The organism is Antrihabitans auranticaus (assembly GCF_016481275.1).
In the GTDB taxonomy this organism is placed as follows: domain Bacteria; phylum Actinomycetota; class Actinomycetes; order Mycobacteriales; family Mycobacteriaceae; genus Antrihabitans.
Genome location: NZ_JAEMNW010000013.1, coordinates 42,500 through 58,744 on the forward strand (window position 1 = coordinate 42,500; position 16,245 = coordinate 58,744).

Here is a 16,245-nt window from a genome sequence, read left to right on the forward strand (position 1 = left end):
TTGGGGGTTCGGGCCTGAATTCAGAACGTCGGCCGCTTGACACGTTCGACGAGCATCTTCGGAGCAAGGACGCAGTAGCTCTCCGTCAGCAGTTCGCCGACTTCGTCCCAGTCGACGTCCTCGTCCAGCACCATTCCGACGACGTTCGGCCCCCATTGTGGCCGGAAGTAGGGATGGCCGGCAGCACTCAGCGCTTCCAGTTCTGGACCGCTCGCACGGAAGGTCAGCACGAGAATCGGTTCTTCGGCCGACGCGGCACGCGCGTATGCGGGCGGCCAGTCACCGTCGACCATCAAGACGTGAGCGAACGTGTGCTTGCGCACGCGCCATCGGGTGCCGACCCAGGCGTTCTCTTCGTAGGCCTCCGGCAATCCGAGGCACAGGCGGCGAAGGCGGGAAACGACCTCGACCGGAACCTCTTCCGCGTCAGCCGCCACTTTCCAGCTCCGATTTGAGTTTGCGAAGCGTCCGGCGAATATTGCCCTTCTGAAACTTCGCGAAGCTCGAGGTGCCCGTTGCCGCGCGGTCGAACGCCGCCGCGACCAGATCCGGCATCTGCCGTTCGTCGACCCACGTTTCATGCACGCGCGTACCGTTCTCGATCGGCTCGAACCGGTACTCCCAGCGTGCGATATTCACCCGCGCCAGCCGTTTTCCGTAACCCCATTCGCGCGCACTGAAGACGAATTCCTTGCCCGGTTCGGCCGCCAGTACCACACAGCGAGTGTTCCAGCGCATGAGTCCGCGCTTGTTCGAACCGATGAACTTCATACCGACGAACGGCTCGTGACCGCCGGGCTCGGGAACCTCGGCACCGATGTTCTCCGGACTCCACCGCGGCATCTGCGTCACATCGCTGACCGCCTTGTATACGACGTCAGGCGAAACGGCGATGTCGATGCTGTCGGAGACTCTCATTGTCCGGGACATATCGGTCACGTTACCCACTTCGCTGGTTGAAACGGCCACGACCTCCGGGGGCGCGGTGCGATCGCGCAATCCTAGGCCCGCATAACATTGCGCGATGAGTGAACGAACACGAGTAGCGCTCGCGCTGGGTAGTGGCGGCGCGCGTGGCTACGCCCACATCGGTGCGATCGACGAGCTGCAAAGCAGGGGCTACGAGATTGCGGGTGTCGCCGGCTCTTCGATGGGTGCGCTGGTGGGCGGGTTGTTCGCAGCCGGCAAGCTCGACGAATTCGCGGATTGGGCACGGACGCTCAGCCAGCTCGACGTCATTCGCCTCCTGGACCCCTCGATAGCAGAACTGGGGACGATCCGGGCCGAGAAGATCCTCGACCGCATCCGCGACATGTTGGGCGATATCGAGATCGAGGATCTGCCGATCCCGTTCATCGCGGTCGCGACCGATCTCGCCGCAGGCAGGTCCGTCTGGTACCTCCGGGGTCCCGTCGACGCCGCCATTCGCGCGTCGATCGCGATTCCGGGCGTGATCGCGCCCACGGTGACGACGGGCCGCGTCATTGCCGATGGCGGCATTCTCGACCCGCTGCCGATCGTTGCGACGACCGGCTTCGACGCCGACCTCACCATCGGCGTGAGCCTCAGCAGCGACGTCGTCGATCTCGACGATTGGGCGCCGATGAAGGAGACCGTGTCCGAACCCGGAGCGATCGAAGACTTCGTCGAGCGGTTGCGCCGCGGCGCCGACCAGTGGACCGGACCTATGAGCTCCGTCATTACGCGATTCGGTACGCGCGCCGACGAACCCGCCGATACCGAAGAGGTGCTACCCAAACTCGGTAGGTTCGAGGTGATGAACCGGTCGCTGGAAGTGATGCAGTCCGCGCTGGCGCGCTTCCAACGCGCCGGCCACCCACCCGATGTGCTCATCGAAGTTCCTCGCACCGCCTGCCGAGTGCTGGATTTCCACCGTGCCGAAGAGATGATCGAGGTCGGCCGGGAGTCTGCCGCAAAAGCCCTCGATAGAGCCGGGCTCACCGGCGTGGAAAAGGTGGATGCCGACGATGCCGTATGAGATCGACCCACGAGTCGACACCTACATCGACGCACTTCCCGACTGGCAGCGAGACATCTGCCGTGAGGTTCGCGAACTCGTCCACGCAGCGGACCCCGAGGTCGTGGAGACGATCAAGCGAACTGTCCAGCCCTATTTCGTTCTACAGGGCAATATCTGCGCACTGCTGGCCGCGAAGGACCACGTGAACGTCTTTCTGTACGACGGCGGCATCGTGCCCGATCCCGAACACATCATCACGGCGGGCCACGACAACAAGACAGCTCGCACGGTCGCCTTCCGTAGGGACGAGCCGATAAACGCGCCGGCGCTGACCGCGATGTTGCGGCAGATCATCGCGAACAACCGAGCGGGCGGCTGGCGAAAGTTAAAGCGCGACCTGTGATCTGCGCGCTTCCACCCGGTGGACGAGCGTCCTGACCTTCTCGTCGTCCGCCAGCTGCCGGTCCAGGACGATGTTGATCGCGCCGCGCAGCAACGAGTATGGTTCCCAGACGCTCGGTGCAATCGTGCGCGCCGACCGGTTCGCGATACCGTCGGCGATAGTCGACGCAGCCTCGTTCGCGGTGATGCGCTTGCTCAGCGGCCAGGGCAGCATCTCGCCGACTTCTCTACCCATGTCGTCCTCGTCGAGCATGTCGTGCGTCATCTTCGTTTCGACGATGCCGAAGTAGGCAACGCCGGCACTCGCACCGTGGGCGGCGAGTTCCACGCGCAGGGCGCGACCGAGCTGTTCCACGCCGGCTTTGCTCACCATGTACGGCGACCCACCCATTCCGGGAGCGAAAGCGGCACACGACGACACGACGACGACGTGCCCCTTCGCCGCGACGACGTCGTCGAGCGCTGGGTGGACGGTGTTGAAGACACCGGTCAGATTGACTCCGATCACCCGGTCGAAGTCTGCAGGGTCCATGGTCCGTACGGTCGCCGGTTCCGGAGTGACGCCGGCGTTGGCGACAACGACGTCGAGGTGCCCGAACTTGTTGCGCACGTATGCAACTGCGTCGCGCATCGCCTCCCGATCGGTAACGTTCGCCTGCACGGCGTACACCCGCTCACCAAGTGCGTCGGCAGCGGCGGTCACCGTGTCTTCGTCGATGTCGACCAGCACCACGATGGCACCGCGAGACTGCAGAATCTCGCCGAGTGCAAGACCTATCCCCTGCCCACCACCGGTGATGAGCACGACCTTGCCGTCGACATCCAAGCTCGCGTTGGACCTCAGGGCTTTGGGTACCGCCGCGAAAACGCGGGCGAGCGATGTCAGGTTCATCGCGTGCTCATTTCATAGGATTCGGAGTCGAACTCTGCGGTCCGTCGTTTGTACTCGAAACTCCAGTTCGGGTACAGCCCGGCGTTGTGTTTGCCGTCCGGTGTTTGGTAGTAGCTGCGGCAGCCGCCGGTGACCCACGTCGAATCCCTGCTGCGCTCGGCGACATCGGCAAGAAACGCCTCCTGGACGTCGGCGCGTACGTCGACTCGCCGTATGTTCCTGTCCCGCATGGTTTTCAGCGCACCCACGATATAGCCGACCTGCGCTTCGATCATGAAGATGGCGGACTGATTACCCGCTGCACCGAACGGACCGAGCGTGCTGAAGAAGTTCGGGAATCCGGCGTTCGCCGCGCCGAGATAGCTCTGCGGTCGGACGCGGTACTTCTCGCCGATCGATTCGCCGTCGGCCCCGAAGACGCGGTCGAATATCTGCGGCGGCATGCCGAAACCGGTGCCCCAGATGATCGTGTCGACCGGATGCTCCGTGCCGTCGTTCGTGACGATCGATCGCTCGCGAATCTCTGCGATTCCAGCGGTCACGACCTCGACGTTCGGTTGCGCCAACGCCGGGAAGTAGGCGTCGGAGAAGATTGCGCGCTTGCACCCGATCACGTAGCCGGGTGTCAGCTTTCGGCGGAGTTCGGGGTCGCGAACCTGACGCAGCAGTTGCAAGCGGCCCATCAGTTCGAACGGGTGGCGGAAACGCTTGTCGACGAATCCCACTAGGCCGAAGCCTTCGATCCCGGTGTAGTAGGCCCCTCTGATTGCCTTGCCCACCAGCGGAATCCGTTTGAGCAACGCCCGTTCGACGGCGAGCGTCCCGCGGTCCATACGCGGCACGATCCAGGGCGCCGAGCGCTGAAACACCGTGAGCTGCCCGACCTTCGGCTGGATCTCCGGAATGAACTGCACCGCCGATGCGCCGGTTCCGATCACCGCGACGCGTTCCCCCGTCAGGTCGTGCTCGTGATCCCAATGCAGCGAATGGAACTGAGCTCCAGCGAAGTTCTCGATCCCGGCAAGCTTGGGAATCTGGCCCTCGGAGAACGGACCGATTGCAGAGACGAGTACGTCGGCGGTGTACGCGCCTTGCGATGTCGAGATTCGCCACACGCTCTCGGTCTCGTCCCAGCTAGCTTCACGCAAGTCGGTGTTGTATCGAAAGCGTTGCACAACATCGAATTTCGCGGCGACTGATTGGAGGTAGGCCAAGATCTCGGGCTGGGTGCCATAGGTGCGGGTCCAGTCGGGGTTCGGCGCAAACGAGTAGCAGTACAGGGGTGACGGTACGTCGCATGCGCAGCCCGGATAGGTGTTCGCGCGCCACGTTCCGCCGAGGTCATCGGCACGTTCGAGGACAACGAAATCGTCGAAGCCTGCGTCTTGCAACTTGACTGCCATCGCAATGCCGGCAAAACCTGCACCGACGACGACAACACGGAAATGTTCGGTCATGGTGTTTCTCTCTCAGAGATCTAGGACAAGCGGTCCGACAGATCTGGACACACAGATCAGCATCGAAGTTTCCCGGTCGGCGGCGCGCAGCGACTGGTCGCGATGTTCGACCTCGCCCGACAGCACGCGGACTTTGCAGGTGCCGCAAAAGCCTTGCTGGCACGAATACTTCACGCCCGGCAGTGCACGCCGGATGGCCGACAGCGCGGATTCGTCGGACGCCACCGGGATCGTGATCCCGGTGCGTTGCAGCGTCACATCGAACGGCTTTCCGTCCTTGACGGGCAATGCCGAGAATCGCTCGGTGTGCAGTGACGCGGTGGGGTTTTCAGCCGTCAACAACGCGCGCGCCGGTTCCATCAATGGTGGCGGCCCGCAGATGTATACCGCAGTGCCCGGCTTGGCCGCCGAGACGATCGACGCGATATTCGGCATTCCGAATCGGTCGTCGGGCCGTATGTCCAGCACACCTCCCCCGCGCGTTGCGAGTTCGTCACGAAACGGCATGGTCGCCAAGCTACGTCCGAGATACACCAGACGCCAGGGCTTTCCACCGCGCTCCGCCGCGTGCACCATCGGGAAAATCGGCGTGATGCCGATCCCGCCCGCGACGAAAAGGTACGACGGTGCATCGATCAGCTGGAATGCGTTGCGGGGTCCGCGGACGTGAATCGTGTTGCCTGCGCGCAATTTCTCGTGCACCTCGCGTGAGCCGCCACCGCCGTCGCGTATGTGCCTGACAGCGATTCGGTACGAGCTGCGGTCGGCCGGGTCGCCGCAGAGTGAGTATTGGCGTTGCTTCCCCGATGGCAGAAAGACATCGAGGTGCGCCCCGGGCAGCCAACTCGGCAGCGGTGCGCCGTTCGGGTCTTTCAGCGTGAGGCTGACGACGTCGTCGGCCTCGACCTGCACGAGGTCGATGGTCAGCTTCATGTCGAAGCCACTGCGCCGCACAGGATTCGAACGTGAGAGCAAGGGCGCAGTTCTACCGGAAATGAACAGCCGCTTGTAGGCGTCGAATACGGATCCGATGACGTGCAGACCCGCGGACGGCGTGAACTCACGCTCTGTTGCGGCGGTCACCATCAGCTCTCACCTGCGCGAGCCGCCGGCGACTGCGCAAGGTAGCGGATGGCGTTGTCCATGGGTCCGAGCTGCGACGGATGAAACCCCGGGCGCAAGTAGCGCGGGATCTCGGTGAAGAACGTCGTGAAGCTGGGGATCGTGCCCTGCCAGGTGGCCCGCGCGAACTGCCAGGGCCAGAATCGGCCCTTGGCCGCCGTCGGATCCTTGCGGAACAGATAGTCGGCGGAAACGATGAACAGCGCCAACAGCGCGGGGCTGGTGATCAGCGCTCCGCGAGCTTTACGCGCGTAACTGCCGTCGACGTGCATGTACGCGTCGAAGACAACACTGCGGTGCTCGACCTCCTCCGCACCGTGCCACCGAATCAGGTCCAGCATCGCTGGATGCATGCCCTTCTTCTCGAGCTGGTCCTGCGTGAGTAGCCATTCGCCGATAACGGCGGTGTAGTGCTCCATCGCCGCGAAGAGGGCGAGCCGCTCGCACAGCCATTCGTGCTTCGCGCGGCCGCTCAGGCCGTGATCGCCAAGGATGCGGTCGACCAGCCAGGCCATCGCGTCCACCATCGGACCGACGTCGAGACCGAGTTTCTCGAGGTGGTTTCGAGCCAACTCGTGCGAACTCGCGTGCATCGCTTCTTGGCCGACGAAACCGGCAACCTCTTCGCGAAGCCGCTCGTCGTCGATGAGCGGCAGTGCTTCGGCGAGGCAGTCTGCCATCGCGCGCTCACCTTCGGGCAACACCAAATGCATCACGTTGATGATGTGCGTGGCGAAAGGTTCGCCCGGAATGTAATGCATGGGAACGGAATCGAAATCGAAAGTGACGTTGCGCGCGTTGATCGCGTGCGCCTGATCGTCGTATTTGGCCTTTACTTCAGCCACGGTTGCCTCCTCGTTGAAACGTGCCGTGACCCGAGACTACATGTTGACATCGCGTGCGGTCAACATCATGCGATGTCAACATCTGTGCGGGTAAGGTCGTGCACGTGACGGCATCATCGGAAACGACCAAGCGCAAATGGAAAGGCGTCGAGCCAGAAGATCGCGCCGCGGCACGCCGAGCCCAGTTGATCGAGGCATGCACAGACCTCATGGGCACTGTCGGCGTCGCCGAAATTTCGATGCGCGGAGTATGCCGCGAGGCCGGACTCACCGAGCGATACTTCTACGAGAGCTTCTCGAACCTCGACGAACTACTGCTCACAGCGCTGGAGACGGTGGTACTCGAGGCTCGTGACCATATTCTGGCGGCGGTCGCGACAGCGCCAGAAACACGACCGGAACTGGTCCGGCACGTCGTCGCCGCGTTCAGCGACCACTTGATCGAGGACGGGCGCCGAGGCCGGATCATGTTCGTCGAATCGCTCGCGACGCCGACCCTCGCAGACCGCGGCATTGCCCTGATCACGGAGTTCACCGGTCCGATCGCGGCCACGATCGCCGCCGACGGCTTCGCTACCACGCACCCGGACGATGTCGATCTGGACCTGAACTCGCTGGCAATCTTCGGCGCCATGGCATTTCAGTACCGCCCGTTCCTCGACGGGACATTGACTCTCGAACGTGTGCGCTTCGACGAGCACCTGGCGCAGGTCATCGAGCAGATCGCGGTGGTGCGGTCGGCCGGGCAGTAACGCCCTGTTTTCCGTTGAGTCACACCCCGACTCGGGAGTCGCACCGACTTTATGGCCCCAAAATCGGTGCAGATACAGAAAAGTGGTGCGGCGCAACAGAAAACCGGCGTGCCGTCATACGACACGCCGGTAGTCCTGGTCGGGCACTACATCACGTCAGTCCGCAAACTGCTTGTCGACGAACGCCGCGAAGTCCACCTTGCCCGGGATCGCGTTGGCTTCGGTGAAGGCGTCGGCGATCTCCTGCTCGGACTCGATGATCTGGTCGTTGAGGACGGTCGGCTGCTTGATCGACCGGGTCCAGGTGACGCGTGAGGCGTCGAGGCTGATCGCGGTCAGTTCCGCGTACTTCGCCGACCACAACTCGAGGTTGTCCGAAGACCACTTGGTTGCAGCCGCGTACCTGGTGAAGAAGTCCTTGATCGCGGCGGCCTTGCCCGGATCCTCGACGGACCCCGCGGACGCAACCCAGAAGTTGTAGCCGTTCGCGGCCTGGTCCGCGGAGGCGATCGACTTGGCGCCGACCTCCTGTTCGGCGATCGCGGTGTATGGATCCCACACGGCCCAAGCATCCACCGCGCCGTCGCGGAACGAGGCGTACCCGTCGGCCGGTGCGAGGTAAACCGGTTCGACGTCGCTCAGCGAGAGCCCCGCCTTGTCCAGTTGGAGAAGGAGATTCGCGTTTGCCGAGCTACCCTTCGTGACCGCGACCTTCTTGCCCTTCAGGTCCGCGACCGACCGGATGGGCGAATCCTTGCCGACCAGCAGCGCATCGCCCTTGCCTGTCGCTTCCAGCGCTCCGATGATCTTGATATCTGCATTGGCTGCGGCACCGAAGATCACTGGCGTATTGCCGGTTTGAGCCAAGTCGATCCCGCCCGCGCTGGCCGCCTCCACCAGCGGCGGACCCGCCGTGAAGGTGGAGAACTCGAGCTTGTACGGCAGGTTGTCGAGCTGACCCGACGCCCGCAACAGAACCTCGATCGAAATCGCCTTCTGGTCACCGACTTTCAGGGTGACGGTCGACAGATCCACGGGTCCGTCGGACTTGGCCGACGGCGAATCGTCCGTGCCGCACGCGGTGAGAACAAGCGTTGCGACGGCAAGGACTGCGAGGCTCAACCTCGATCGTGACGAGCGGATTCTCACGTTTTAGCTTTCTCTCGGTTCATCTCTGGGGTTCTACTTCTGAGTGGCCGGCTCGGATACGCCGAGCAGGTGCAGCAGTCTCGCCGCATATACGGCGCCATCTGGCGACGAATGCGCGCGGGGGCGAGGCAGATCGATGACGACGTCTTCGACGATGCGGCCCCCGTCGAGTACGACGACGCGATCGGCAAGAGTCACCGCCTCGGCAACGTCGTGCGTGACGAGCAGAACGCCGAATCCACGTTCCGCGAACAGCCCGAGAAGCAGGTCGTGCATTGCGAGCCGGGTCAGCGCGTCGAGCGCCCCGAACGGCTCGTCGAGCAGCAACAACGTCGGTTCGGCGACCAGCGCACGGGCAAGTGCGGCCCGCTGGGCTTCACCGCCGGACAGCGTCAGCGGCCAACCGTCGGCCCGGCCTTCGAGCCCGACCTCCGCGAGCACGGCCCGCGCTTTCGCCTCCGTTGCCGCGCGATTACGTCGACTCGGACTGCCGAGCGCGACATTGCGAACCACCGACAACCACGGCACCAGACGCGGTTCTTGGAAGGCGAGGGTCGGATGCCCGTCGACCGATACACGCCCGCTGTCCGCTTTCGACAGACCGGCCAGAATCCGAAGCAGCGTCGACTTGCCCGAGCCGCTACGCCCCACAAGGGCGACCACCTCGCCCCGGTTGATATCGAGGTCGATCCCGTCGAGCACGACTCTGTCGCCGAAACTCTTCCCCAGCGCGGATATTCGCGCCGCAGCGGCGGGCTTGTGCAGTGTGGATGTCATGGTTCTCCTTCAGCGCGACGGAGTCGGTTGCCAACGCAGTGCCCGCGCCTCGAAGAAGCGCACGATGGAATCGGTGATCAGCCCGAGCAGGCTGTACAGCAGTAGGCCGAAGATCACGATGTCTGTCCGCAAGAACTCGCGAGCGTTGTTGACGATGAACCCGAGGCCGGCGCTGGCGTTGATCTGCTCGGCGACAACGAGTGAAAGCCATGCGATACCGAGGCTTTGGCGCACCCCGACGAGAATCTGAGGTAGCGCGCCCGGAATGACAAGTGTGCGAAGCCGCTCGATCCGCCCCAGTCGCAGCGCATCCCCGAGTTCGAGCAGTTTGGGGTCGAGGTGCCGGACACCGGCGTAGGTGTTGAGATACAGCGGAAAGAGCACACCGAGCGCAATCAGGTAGACCTTCGGTTCCTCGCCGATGCCGAACCAGATGATGAACAGGGGAATCAGCCCGAACAGCGGAATCGTCCGCAGCATCTGCAGCGGCGGATCGACAGTGTATTCACCGAACCGGCTTGTGCCCGCGAGAATTCCGAGCCCGATGCCCAACGCCGCACCCAGCAGGAATCCGAAAAGCGCACGCTCCCCCGAAACCCACAGGGCGTCGCCCAGCGCGCCCGATTGATAGACCTCGAGCCCCGCTTCGAAAACCACTGACGGCGCCGGCAGCTTGCGTTCGGACACCAGCCCGAGCTGACTCGCCGCCTGCCACGCCACCAACAGGCCGACCGGCACAAGCGCGCGCAGGACACCGGGCCGGCGCAGCAGCGGTGTCGAACGTTCGCGCCCAGGCAACGGTTTCGAGACGCGAGTGCTCTCGACGGACATCGGACTCCTATCTTGTCGATTGCTCCAAATCCTGCGCGAATCGGAGCAATCGGACGAGATTTAGAATCAGCGCGACGTCATCTCGCGGTGCCTCGAGACTTGTTCGATCAGGACGACGCAGGTTCCGACGGTGTCGAGTTGCTCGACCTCTCGCTGAATCCGCTTCGCACGCATCCGGTATCGGTCGTCGGAAAGTACGGTGCGGACCGCATCGCGAATCTGGTCGGCCGACGGGCGGTGGGTGTGCAGGTCGACGCCGACCCCACTCCATTCGATGCGAGCGGCGATATCGGGCTTGTCCTCGGTCGCACCTGCGATCACCAGCGGAACACCGTTGGCCAGCGCGAACTGGACGCCGCCGTACCCGCCGTTGGTGACCATGACGTCACAACGCGGCAGCAGCGCACCGAAGGGAACGAACGCTTCCACCCGGGCATTCGCAGGAACGGGCATGGTCAACCCCGCCGTCCCGGCGCCGCCGGTCGCGATGACCGTGACGTTCTCTGTTGCCAGACCTTCGAGTGCCGGGCCGATGAGGTCCGTGAGGTCGGTCGCGATCGTCCCCTGATTCACCAGCACGACGGGGCGGGACTCATCGAGGTCGGCCCACCATTCCGGCAGGTCGCGATCAGCCGACAGTTCCGGCAGCAGCGGGCCGACGAAGTGCACCTGAGCTGGGAGGTCGGTGCGCGGGAATTCGAACGAGGCGGTGCTGCCCTGCAGGTACAGATCCGGTGACGCGCACAGATCGAACACGGAACTCCTGGTCGGCGGCAACCCGATTCGAGCACGGACCTGCTGGTAATGCCGGTGCACGTCGCCGAACAGCACGCGCGGTACGAGTGGCAGCAGCAGCCGGTTCTGCCAGCGCGCCAATACCGACCCCGGCTTCTTGCCCGATCCGATCGGTGGTACGTCGCGGCTCGGTATGGGCAGGATCGAGATCCCGTAGGTGACGAATTTCGGACCCCCGAGTTCGTGCAGCAACGCTGCGGCCATGAGGCCTGGGTCTGCGAGAACAACGTCGACCGGCGACTCGGCTGCGATGCGCTGCAGGTCGCGCAGTTGCCCGGGCACTTCATCGAGGAACAGGTGTTTGAGGTCGAACTTCAGACCGGCGAGGCGGGTCAGTCCGACGCGCTCGGGGAAGAGCGAATCCGGCGTCGCCCCGAGCGGGTCGGTCGCTTCGACGATCGGTTCGAAGGTGGCACCGGTGGCTTCGACCGCTTTTCGGTGCAGTTGCCCGGTGTACCAACGGACGGAGTGCCCCCGCTCGATCAGTGCGCGCGCGATCGGGAGCGCGGGGTTCACATGGCCGGCGATGGGCGTGCTGGCGATCAGGACGCGCAGTGGAGTTGTCATGCACACCCGTACGCGTGTCGGTCGCCGTTGGTTCACACGAGCAGGCCCCGCTGCGCATACTGATTCGATGACGGAGTTCGAAGCCGGCGTCTTCGGCGCCACTCGGACCCTTACGCTTCCCGCGTTGCTGGCGCCCGGTGATCGATTCGCAGACTTCGTCGTCCGCCGCCGACTCGGGCGCGGCGGTAGCAGCGAGGTGTATCTCGTCGACGACCCGGACGGTCGCGCGGTCGCGTTGAAGATCCTCGGCCTCGAATCGGTTCGCACGGAATTGGCGCAGGAGCGGTTCCGGCACGAGTTCGACATCGCGCGAAACCTGCGGCACCCCAACATCGTAGCGATGTTTTCCCACGGCTCCGAGGAAGGCCGCTTGTGGATGACGATGCAGTACGTGAACGGAAGCGCCGCTTCCACACTCGTTCCGGGACAACACGAGATACCCGATCTGGCCCGACTGCTGGACGTGCTGCGGCGAATAGCGGCAGGTCTGGACTATGCACACGGAGAGAACGTGCTGCATGGCGACGTCAAGCCGTCGAACATGTTGGTAGGCAGAGACGATCCCGCGCTCGTCGTTCTCACCGACTTCGGCATCGCGCGCGCGCTCGACGAACCTGCGCCCTCGCACGCCCGTCGAATACTCGGCTCGATCCCGTATGCGGCGCCGGAAGTCCTTACTGCACAACAGCTTTATCCGTCGACCGACCAGTACGGCCTGGCCTGTTCGATCGTCGAATTCCTCACCGGACGAACGCCTTTCCCGCGATCCAACAAGTTCGCGATCGCGTACGCGCATCGCTCCACTCCCCCGCCGCAACTTTCGCGGCGCAGGTCCTGGATCCCGCGCGCCGTCGATACGATCGTGGGTACAGCGCTCGCGAAGGATCCGCTTGCGCGCTACGCGAGTTGCGGCGAACTAGTGAAGGCGCTGACGGACGCCCTGCCCGATGCGCAGCCGACCCCACCACCGCGCAGCATCAGGCGGCGCTTGCGCCGAATGCTCTGACGGTTGCTCAACGGCGACGGTTGCTAAACGACGACGGTTGCTAAACGACGCTGTGCGGTATTCACTGGTGTGCATCCGGTGTACTTCGTTAAGAGGTGGGCAGATGGCGCGCACAGAGTATCCAGCCAAGACACCCTTGATCGGCATGTTCATGGTGTTTGCCGCGATGGCGATCGTTGCGGTCACGGCGTATCAGCACCTCGGATGGCTCTCGATCATCGGCTACGGGATCGCAGCCGTTGTCGCGATCTTCGGTTTCACGTTCACATTCCGAGATCTGTCGTAGTCGGATCCGGCTAGCGGCGACGCGAACCCGTCGCCTCGGAGAACAGTGCCGCACGGGCGGCTGGCGACGCCGAAAGTGCCTTTTCCCGTGTGGGTTTCGGCGAGACCGCGCGGTGCTCGACCGTAGCGCCTCCCTGATCACGGACCGACTGACGCCGTAGCGTGTCGCCAGCGCCGCTTCGGCCGGACGTTTTGTTCCGAGCGGACGCTTTACGGACTCGATGTTGCCGCGCAGGTCGGCGAGCACAGCCTCCGCGGCACCCTTGCGGACGGTTTCGGCAACCTGTCGGCTCAGCTGTCCGACAGGTTCATCTGGCCAACATTCGCGCACGGCTCGACCGTCGTCGAATATTGCCTATTGACTTGAGCTTATGCCGAGGGTGACTATTAACCCGTGAATTTGTCTGACAGGCGGACAGCCAGTCAGTCGGACGGCATCGGTCGAAGCACTAACCCGATCGATCTGTTCGACGAATGGGCGCAGATCGCAGTTGCCGCAGCAGCACACGCGGCGGCGCGAGCGACGACCGAACAGGTCAGGTCGCTGCAGGTACTCGGGCTCGAACTCAGCATCGAATGGGACGCGCCGGCCTGGGAAAGCGTCGCCGAAGCATGGCGCGCAGGCATATTCGAGGCGGGCGGCGACTATTCCAGCGATGCCAGGGCCACCGCTCTCTGGGACCGGGCAACCTCCGCCGCAGACCTCCCGACTGCCCTGTGGTCACGACGCGGGCCGATGGAACGCACGATCGGCGACGTAGTCTTCGCGGTCGAACGCCGGTCGCCCGCCGTCGCGGAGCACAGCATGCGCGACCACATCGAGACTCTCCGTGCAGCCCTGTTCAGCGCGTAGTGGCGACCGCGCAGTCACCCTGCCGCGCGGACACTACAACGCAGTCGGATTCGACTGCAGTCCATTCGAATTCCAGCCCAGCCGCGACGACGACGCTGTCACCCTCGACCAGGCGATGGATTCGCGGCTCGCCGGTCGCCGTGATCGAAAGTTCGACGTTCCCCGCCGCGACGTACAAGACGCAGTCGTGCGCATGCACTTGCGCGCCGACGCCGGATCCGGCGCGCCTGCGAGTCTCGGTAACTTCGATCGGGCCACCTGGCGCGACGAGCGAGCGGTCGGCAGCCGCGAACGATTCCGGCGCAGGGCTGACATGCACAACTCGGCCGGCATCCGCTTCCGCCACAACGTCACTGGTCGCGCAGTCGAGCGCTGCTGCGATCTGGGACAACGAGCGCAGCGACGGGTTCGCCCGGTTGTTTTCGACCTGACTCAGGAACGGGATGGACAGGCCACTGCGCTCGGCAAGCTGGGTCAGTGTCAACGATCGCCGCCGCCTGATTGTCCGGATTGCCCGCCCCAGTTGTGGTTTGACTGGAGCTAGGGGGCTTTGGGACGCCGTGTCATTCATTCTTTACGCGCGCCCCCTTCCCTAGCCGGGCAACTCGGATTACCGTCGTCAAAAGTGTAACGCTGTCAAACATTTGACAATAGCCGCAAGGACGGACGTCATGACTGCAACGCAGAGCGGGGCGAGTAAAGCAGCACTCACCGCCGAAGACGAGGGTTACCACAAGGGGTTGAAGCCCCGACAGCTACAAATGATCGCCATCGGCGGTGCAATCGGCACGGGCCTGTTCCTCGGCGCGGGCGGTCGACTCGCAGACGCCGGCCCGGGTTTGTTCCTGGTGTACGCGTTCTGCGGTGTGTTCGTGTTCCTGATTCTCCGGGCGCTCGGCGAACTGGTGCTGCACAGACCGTCGTCGGGTTCCTTCGTTTCCTACGCGCGAGAGTTCCTCGGCGAGAAAGCCGCCTACGTTGCGGGGTGGATGTACTTCCTGAACTGGGCGATGACCGCAATCGTCGACGTCACGGCGATCGCGACCTACTTCCACTTCTGGTCCGCATTCGAGGACATTCCACAGTGGCTGATCGCGTTGATTGCCCTCGGACTTGTATTCGGCGTGAACTTGATTTCGGTGACCCTCTTCGGTGAGCTGGAATTCTGGGCGGCGTTGGTGAAGGTCGTCGCGCTCATGACGTTCCTGGTCGTCGGCACGATCTTCCTGGCGGGCCGCTACGAGATAGACGGCGAACGCACAGGGTTCAGCGTGATCGGTGAATCGGGCGGGTTGTTCCCGAGCGGCGTATTCCCCTTGGTAATTGTCGTTTCCGGCGTCGTATTTGCTTACGCTGCAGTCGAATTGGTCGGTACCGCGGCAGGCGAGACGGCGAACCCGGAGAAGATCATGCCGCGCGCGATCAACTCGGTCATCGCGCGTATTGCGGTGTTCTACGTCGGCTCGTTGGTTCTACTGGCGCTTCTGCTGCCCTACACCGCATACAAGGCCGGTGAAAGCCCGTTCGTGACGTTCTTCGACAAGATCGGAATCAGCGGCGCTGGCACGATGATGAACGTTGTCGTGTTGACCGCGGCGTTCTCGAGCCTCAACGCGGGGCTGTATTCGACTGGCCGGATTCTGCGGTCGATGGCGATGAACGGCAGCGCACCCAAGTTCACCGCCCGCATGTCGCGAAACGGTGTGCCGTACGGCGGAATCTGTTTGACGGTGATCATCGGCCTGTTCGGTGTGGCGCTCAACGGCGTGGTCCCAGGTGAGGCGTTCGAGATCGTCTTGAACATGGCCGCGCTGGGCATCATCGCTTCGTGGGCAACAATCGTCATCTGCCAGATCCAGCTGTATCGCTGGTCGGAGAAGGGCATCCTCGAACGCCCCAAATTCCGGATGTACTTTGCCCCGTGGTCCGGCTACGCGACGCTGGTGTTCCTCGCGGGGGTCGTCGTCCTGATGGCGTTCGACCACCCGATCGGGTCGTGGACGGTCGCAACGCTCGTGATCATCATTCCCGCCCTGATCGTCGGCTGGTACATGGTGCGCGACCGAGTCCTCGAAGTTGCTCAGGAGCGCCTCGGCTACACCGGCGACTTCCCGGTCGTAGCGAACAGGCCCACCGACGACGAGGAGTAGCCAGCGGCGGTCGGGCGAGCAGGTGGTTGTCGTGCTGACCTCTCGGGCGATAGTCGGCCAACCACCTGCTCGGCCAACTGCGCCGGCGCGTCCCGCGCGGACACCCCGAGCCCACCGTCAGCCGCACCCCTTCTCGGGATCCGCACCCCGACTTGCCGACCGACACGCCGACACCGACCCTAAAAGCAGTGCGACTCGGGAAACCCCGTCGCGTCGCCCCCCGAACAGGTGGTTGTCGTGCTGACGTCTCGGGCGATGGTCGGCCAACCACCTGCTCGGCCAACTGCGCCGGCGCGTCCCGCGCGGACACCCCGAGCCCACCGTCAGCCGCACCCCTTCTCGGGATCCGCACCCCGACTTGCCGACCGACACGCCGACACC

At 63.9% G+C, this 16,245-nt stretch carries 18 protein-coding genes and 1 pseudogene; 7 read left to right on the top strand and 12 right to left on the bottom strand.

Features of this window, described 5'->3' with window-relative positions; translation table 11 throughout:
• Positions 1-20 precede the first annotated feature (20 nt).
• Together JGU72_RS29165 and JGU72_RS29170 are read right to left on the bottom strand one after the other, a co-directional pair.
• Complete coding sequence (locus tag JGU72_RS29165; RefSeq protein ID WP_199687803.1) at positions 21-437, bottom strand: MmcQ/YjbR family DNA-binding protein; 417 nt, start codon at positions 435-437, stop codon at positions 21-23.
• Positions 427-930: an SRPBCC family protein gene (locus JGU72_RS29170; protein ID WP_199687804.1), complete on the bottom strand. Its 504-nt coding sequence runs from the start codon at positions 928-930 to the stop codon at positions 427-429. Before JGU72_RS29170 ends, JGU72_RS29165 begins: the two co-directional genes overlap by 11 nt.
• Positions 931-1,024: 94 nt before the next feature.
• On the opposite strand from JGU72_RS29170, the gene JGU72_RS29175 reads away from it, so the two are divergent.
• Positions 1,025-1,999 carry a patatin-like phospholipase family protein gene (locus JGU72_RS29175; protein ID WP_199687805.1) on the top strand — a complete coding sequence of 325 codons (975 nt, stop codon included), beginning with the start codon at positions 1,025-1,027 and terminating at the stop codon, positions 1,997-1,999.
• The gene (locus tag JGU72_RS29180; RefSeq protein WP_199687806.1) at positions 1,989-2,384 is read left to right on the top strand and encodes a DUF1801 domain-containing protein; all 396 of its coding nucleotides are present in this window, start codon (positions 1,989-1,991) and stop codon (positions 2,382-2,384) included. Before JGU72_RS29175 ends, JGU72_RS29180 begins: the two co-directional genes overlap by 11 nt.
• On the opposite strand, the gene JGU72_RS29185 is transcribed toward JGU72_RS29180, so the two are convergent.
• The 4 genes from JGU72_RS29185 to JGU72_RS29200 are packed head-to-tail and all read right to left on the bottom strand — an operon-like array spanning position 2,367 to position 6,699.
• Positions 2,367-3,275: an SDR family oxidoreductase gene (locus JGU72_RS29185; protein ID WP_199687807.1), complete on the bottom strand. Its 909-nt coding sequence runs from the start codon at positions 3,273-3,275 to the stop codon at positions 2,367-2,369. The genes JGU72_RS29180 and JGU72_RS29185 overlap by 18 nt on opposite strands.
• Positions 3,272-4,732: a flavin-containing monooxygenase gene (locus JGU72_RS29190; protein ID WP_199687808.1), complete on the bottom strand. Its 1,461-nt coding sequence runs from the start codon at positions 4,730-4,732 to the stop codon at positions 3,272-3,274. Before JGU72_RS29190 ends, JGU72_RS29185 begins: the two co-directional genes overlap by 4 nt.
• A gap of 12 nt (positions 4,733-4,744) precedes the next feature.
• The gene (locus JGU72_RS29195) at positions 4,745-5,818 is read right to left on the bottom strand and encodes a PDR/VanB family oxidoreductase (RefSeq protein WP_199687809.1); all 1,074 of its coding nucleotides are present in this window, start codon (positions 5,816-5,818) and stop codon (positions 4,745-4,747) included.
• Positions 5,818-6,699, bottom strand: a complete 882-nt coding sequence (locus tag JGU72_RS29200) for a metal-dependent hydrolase (RefSeq protein WP_199687810.1) — start codon at positions 6,697-6,699, stop codon at positions 5,818-5,820. Before JGU72_RS29200 ends, JGU72_RS29195 begins: the two co-directional genes overlap by 1 nt.
• A gap of 104 nt (positions 6,700-6,803) precedes the next feature.
• Here JGU72_RS29200 and JGU72_RS29205 point away from each other — a divergent pair, with 104 nt between their 5' ends.
• Entirely contained in the window at positions 6,804-7,451 is a 648-nt protein-coding gene (locus JGU72_RS29205) for a TetR/AcrR family transcriptional regulator (RefSeq protein ID WP_307828655.1), read from the top strand.
• A gap of 156 nt (positions 7,452-7,607) precedes the next feature.
• Here JGU72_RS29205 and JGU72_RS29210 read toward each other — a convergent pair whose 3' ends face one another.
• The 4 genes from JGU72_RS29210 to JGU72_RS29225 form a co-directional block, all read right to left on the bottom strand.
• Positions 7,608-8,573 (bottom strand): ABC transporter substrate-binding protein, encoded by a 966-nt coding sequence (locus tag JGU72_RS29210; RefSeq protein WP_199687811.1) that lies wholly within the window; start codon positions 8,571-8,573, stop codon positions 7,608-7,610.
• Positions 8,574-8,633: 60 nt separating this feature from the next.
• Positions 8,634-9,377 carry an ABC transporter ATP-binding protein gene (locus tag JGU72_RS29215; RefSeq protein WP_199687812.1) on the bottom strand — a complete coding sequence of 248 codons (744 nt, stop codon included), beginning with the start codon at positions 9,375-9,377 and terminating at the stop codon, positions 8,634-8,636.
• 9 nt (positions 9,378-9,386) lie between these two features.
• Positions 9,387-10,208, bottom strand: coding sequence for an ABC transporter permease (locus tag JGU72_RS29220; protein WP_199687813.1), 822 nt, complete (start codon positions 10,206-10,208; stop codon positions 9,387-9,389).
• A gap of 66 nt (positions 10,209-10,274) precedes the next feature.
• Positions 10,275-11,570, bottom strand: coding sequence for a glycosyltransferase (locus tag JGU72_RS29225; RefSeq protein ID WP_199687814.1), 1,296 nt, complete (start codon positions 11,568-11,570; stop codon positions 10,275-10,277).
• Between the two features lie 67 nt (positions 11,571-11,637).
• Between JGU72_RS29225 and JGU72_RS29230 the strand changes: the two genes are divergently transcribed.
• Together JGU72_RS29230 and JGU72_RS29235 are read left to right on the top strand one after the other, a co-directional pair.
• A complete protein-coding gene (locus tag JGU72_RS29230; RefSeq protein WP_199687815.1) occupies positions 11,638-12,576 on the top strand; it encodes a serine/threonine-protein kinase in 939 nt (312 codons plus the stop codon).
• A gap of 103 nt (positions 12,577-12,679) precedes the next feature.
• Positions 12,680-12,862 (top strand): hypothetical protein, encoded by a 183-nt coding sequence (locus JGU72_RS29235; RefSeq protein WP_199687816.1) that lies wholly within the window; start codon positions 12,680-12,682, stop codon positions 12,860-12,862.
• A 177-nt stretch (positions 12,863-13,039) separates the two neighbouring features.
• Here the strand turns inward: JGU72_RS29235 and JGU72_RS31485 are convergent.
• Positions 13,040-13,192: pseudogene (locus tag JGU72_RS31485) on the bottom strand (hypothetical protein); the annotation flags it as partial.
• A 63-nt stretch (positions 13,193-13,255) separates the two neighbouring features.
• On the opposite strand from JGU72_RS31485, the gene JGU72_RS29245 reads away from it, so the two are divergent.
• A complete protein-coding gene (locus JGU72_RS29245; RefSeq protein WP_199687817.1) occupies positions 13,256-13,714 on the top strand; it encodes an FCD domain-containing protein in 459 nt (152 codons plus the stop codon).
• On the opposite strand, the gene JGU72_RS29250 is transcribed toward JGU72_RS29245, so the two are convergent.
• Positions 13,704-14,285 (bottom strand): helix-turn-helix domain-containing protein, encoded by a 582-nt coding sequence (locus tag JGU72_RS29250; protein ID WP_199687818.1) that lies wholly within the window; start codon positions 14,283-14,285, stop codon positions 13,704-13,706. The genes JGU72_RS29245 and JGU72_RS29250 overlap by 11 nt on opposite strands.
• A 100-nt stretch (positions 14,286-14,385) precedes the next feature.
• Between JGU72_RS29250 and JGU72_RS29255 the strand changes: the two genes are divergently transcribed.
• Positions 14,386-15,864: an amino acid permease gene (locus JGU72_RS29255; protein WP_199687819.1), complete on the top strand. Its 1,479-nt coding sequence runs from the start codon at positions 14,386-14,388 to the stop codon at positions 15,862-15,864.
• Positions 15,865-16,245: the final 381 nt, after the last annotated feature.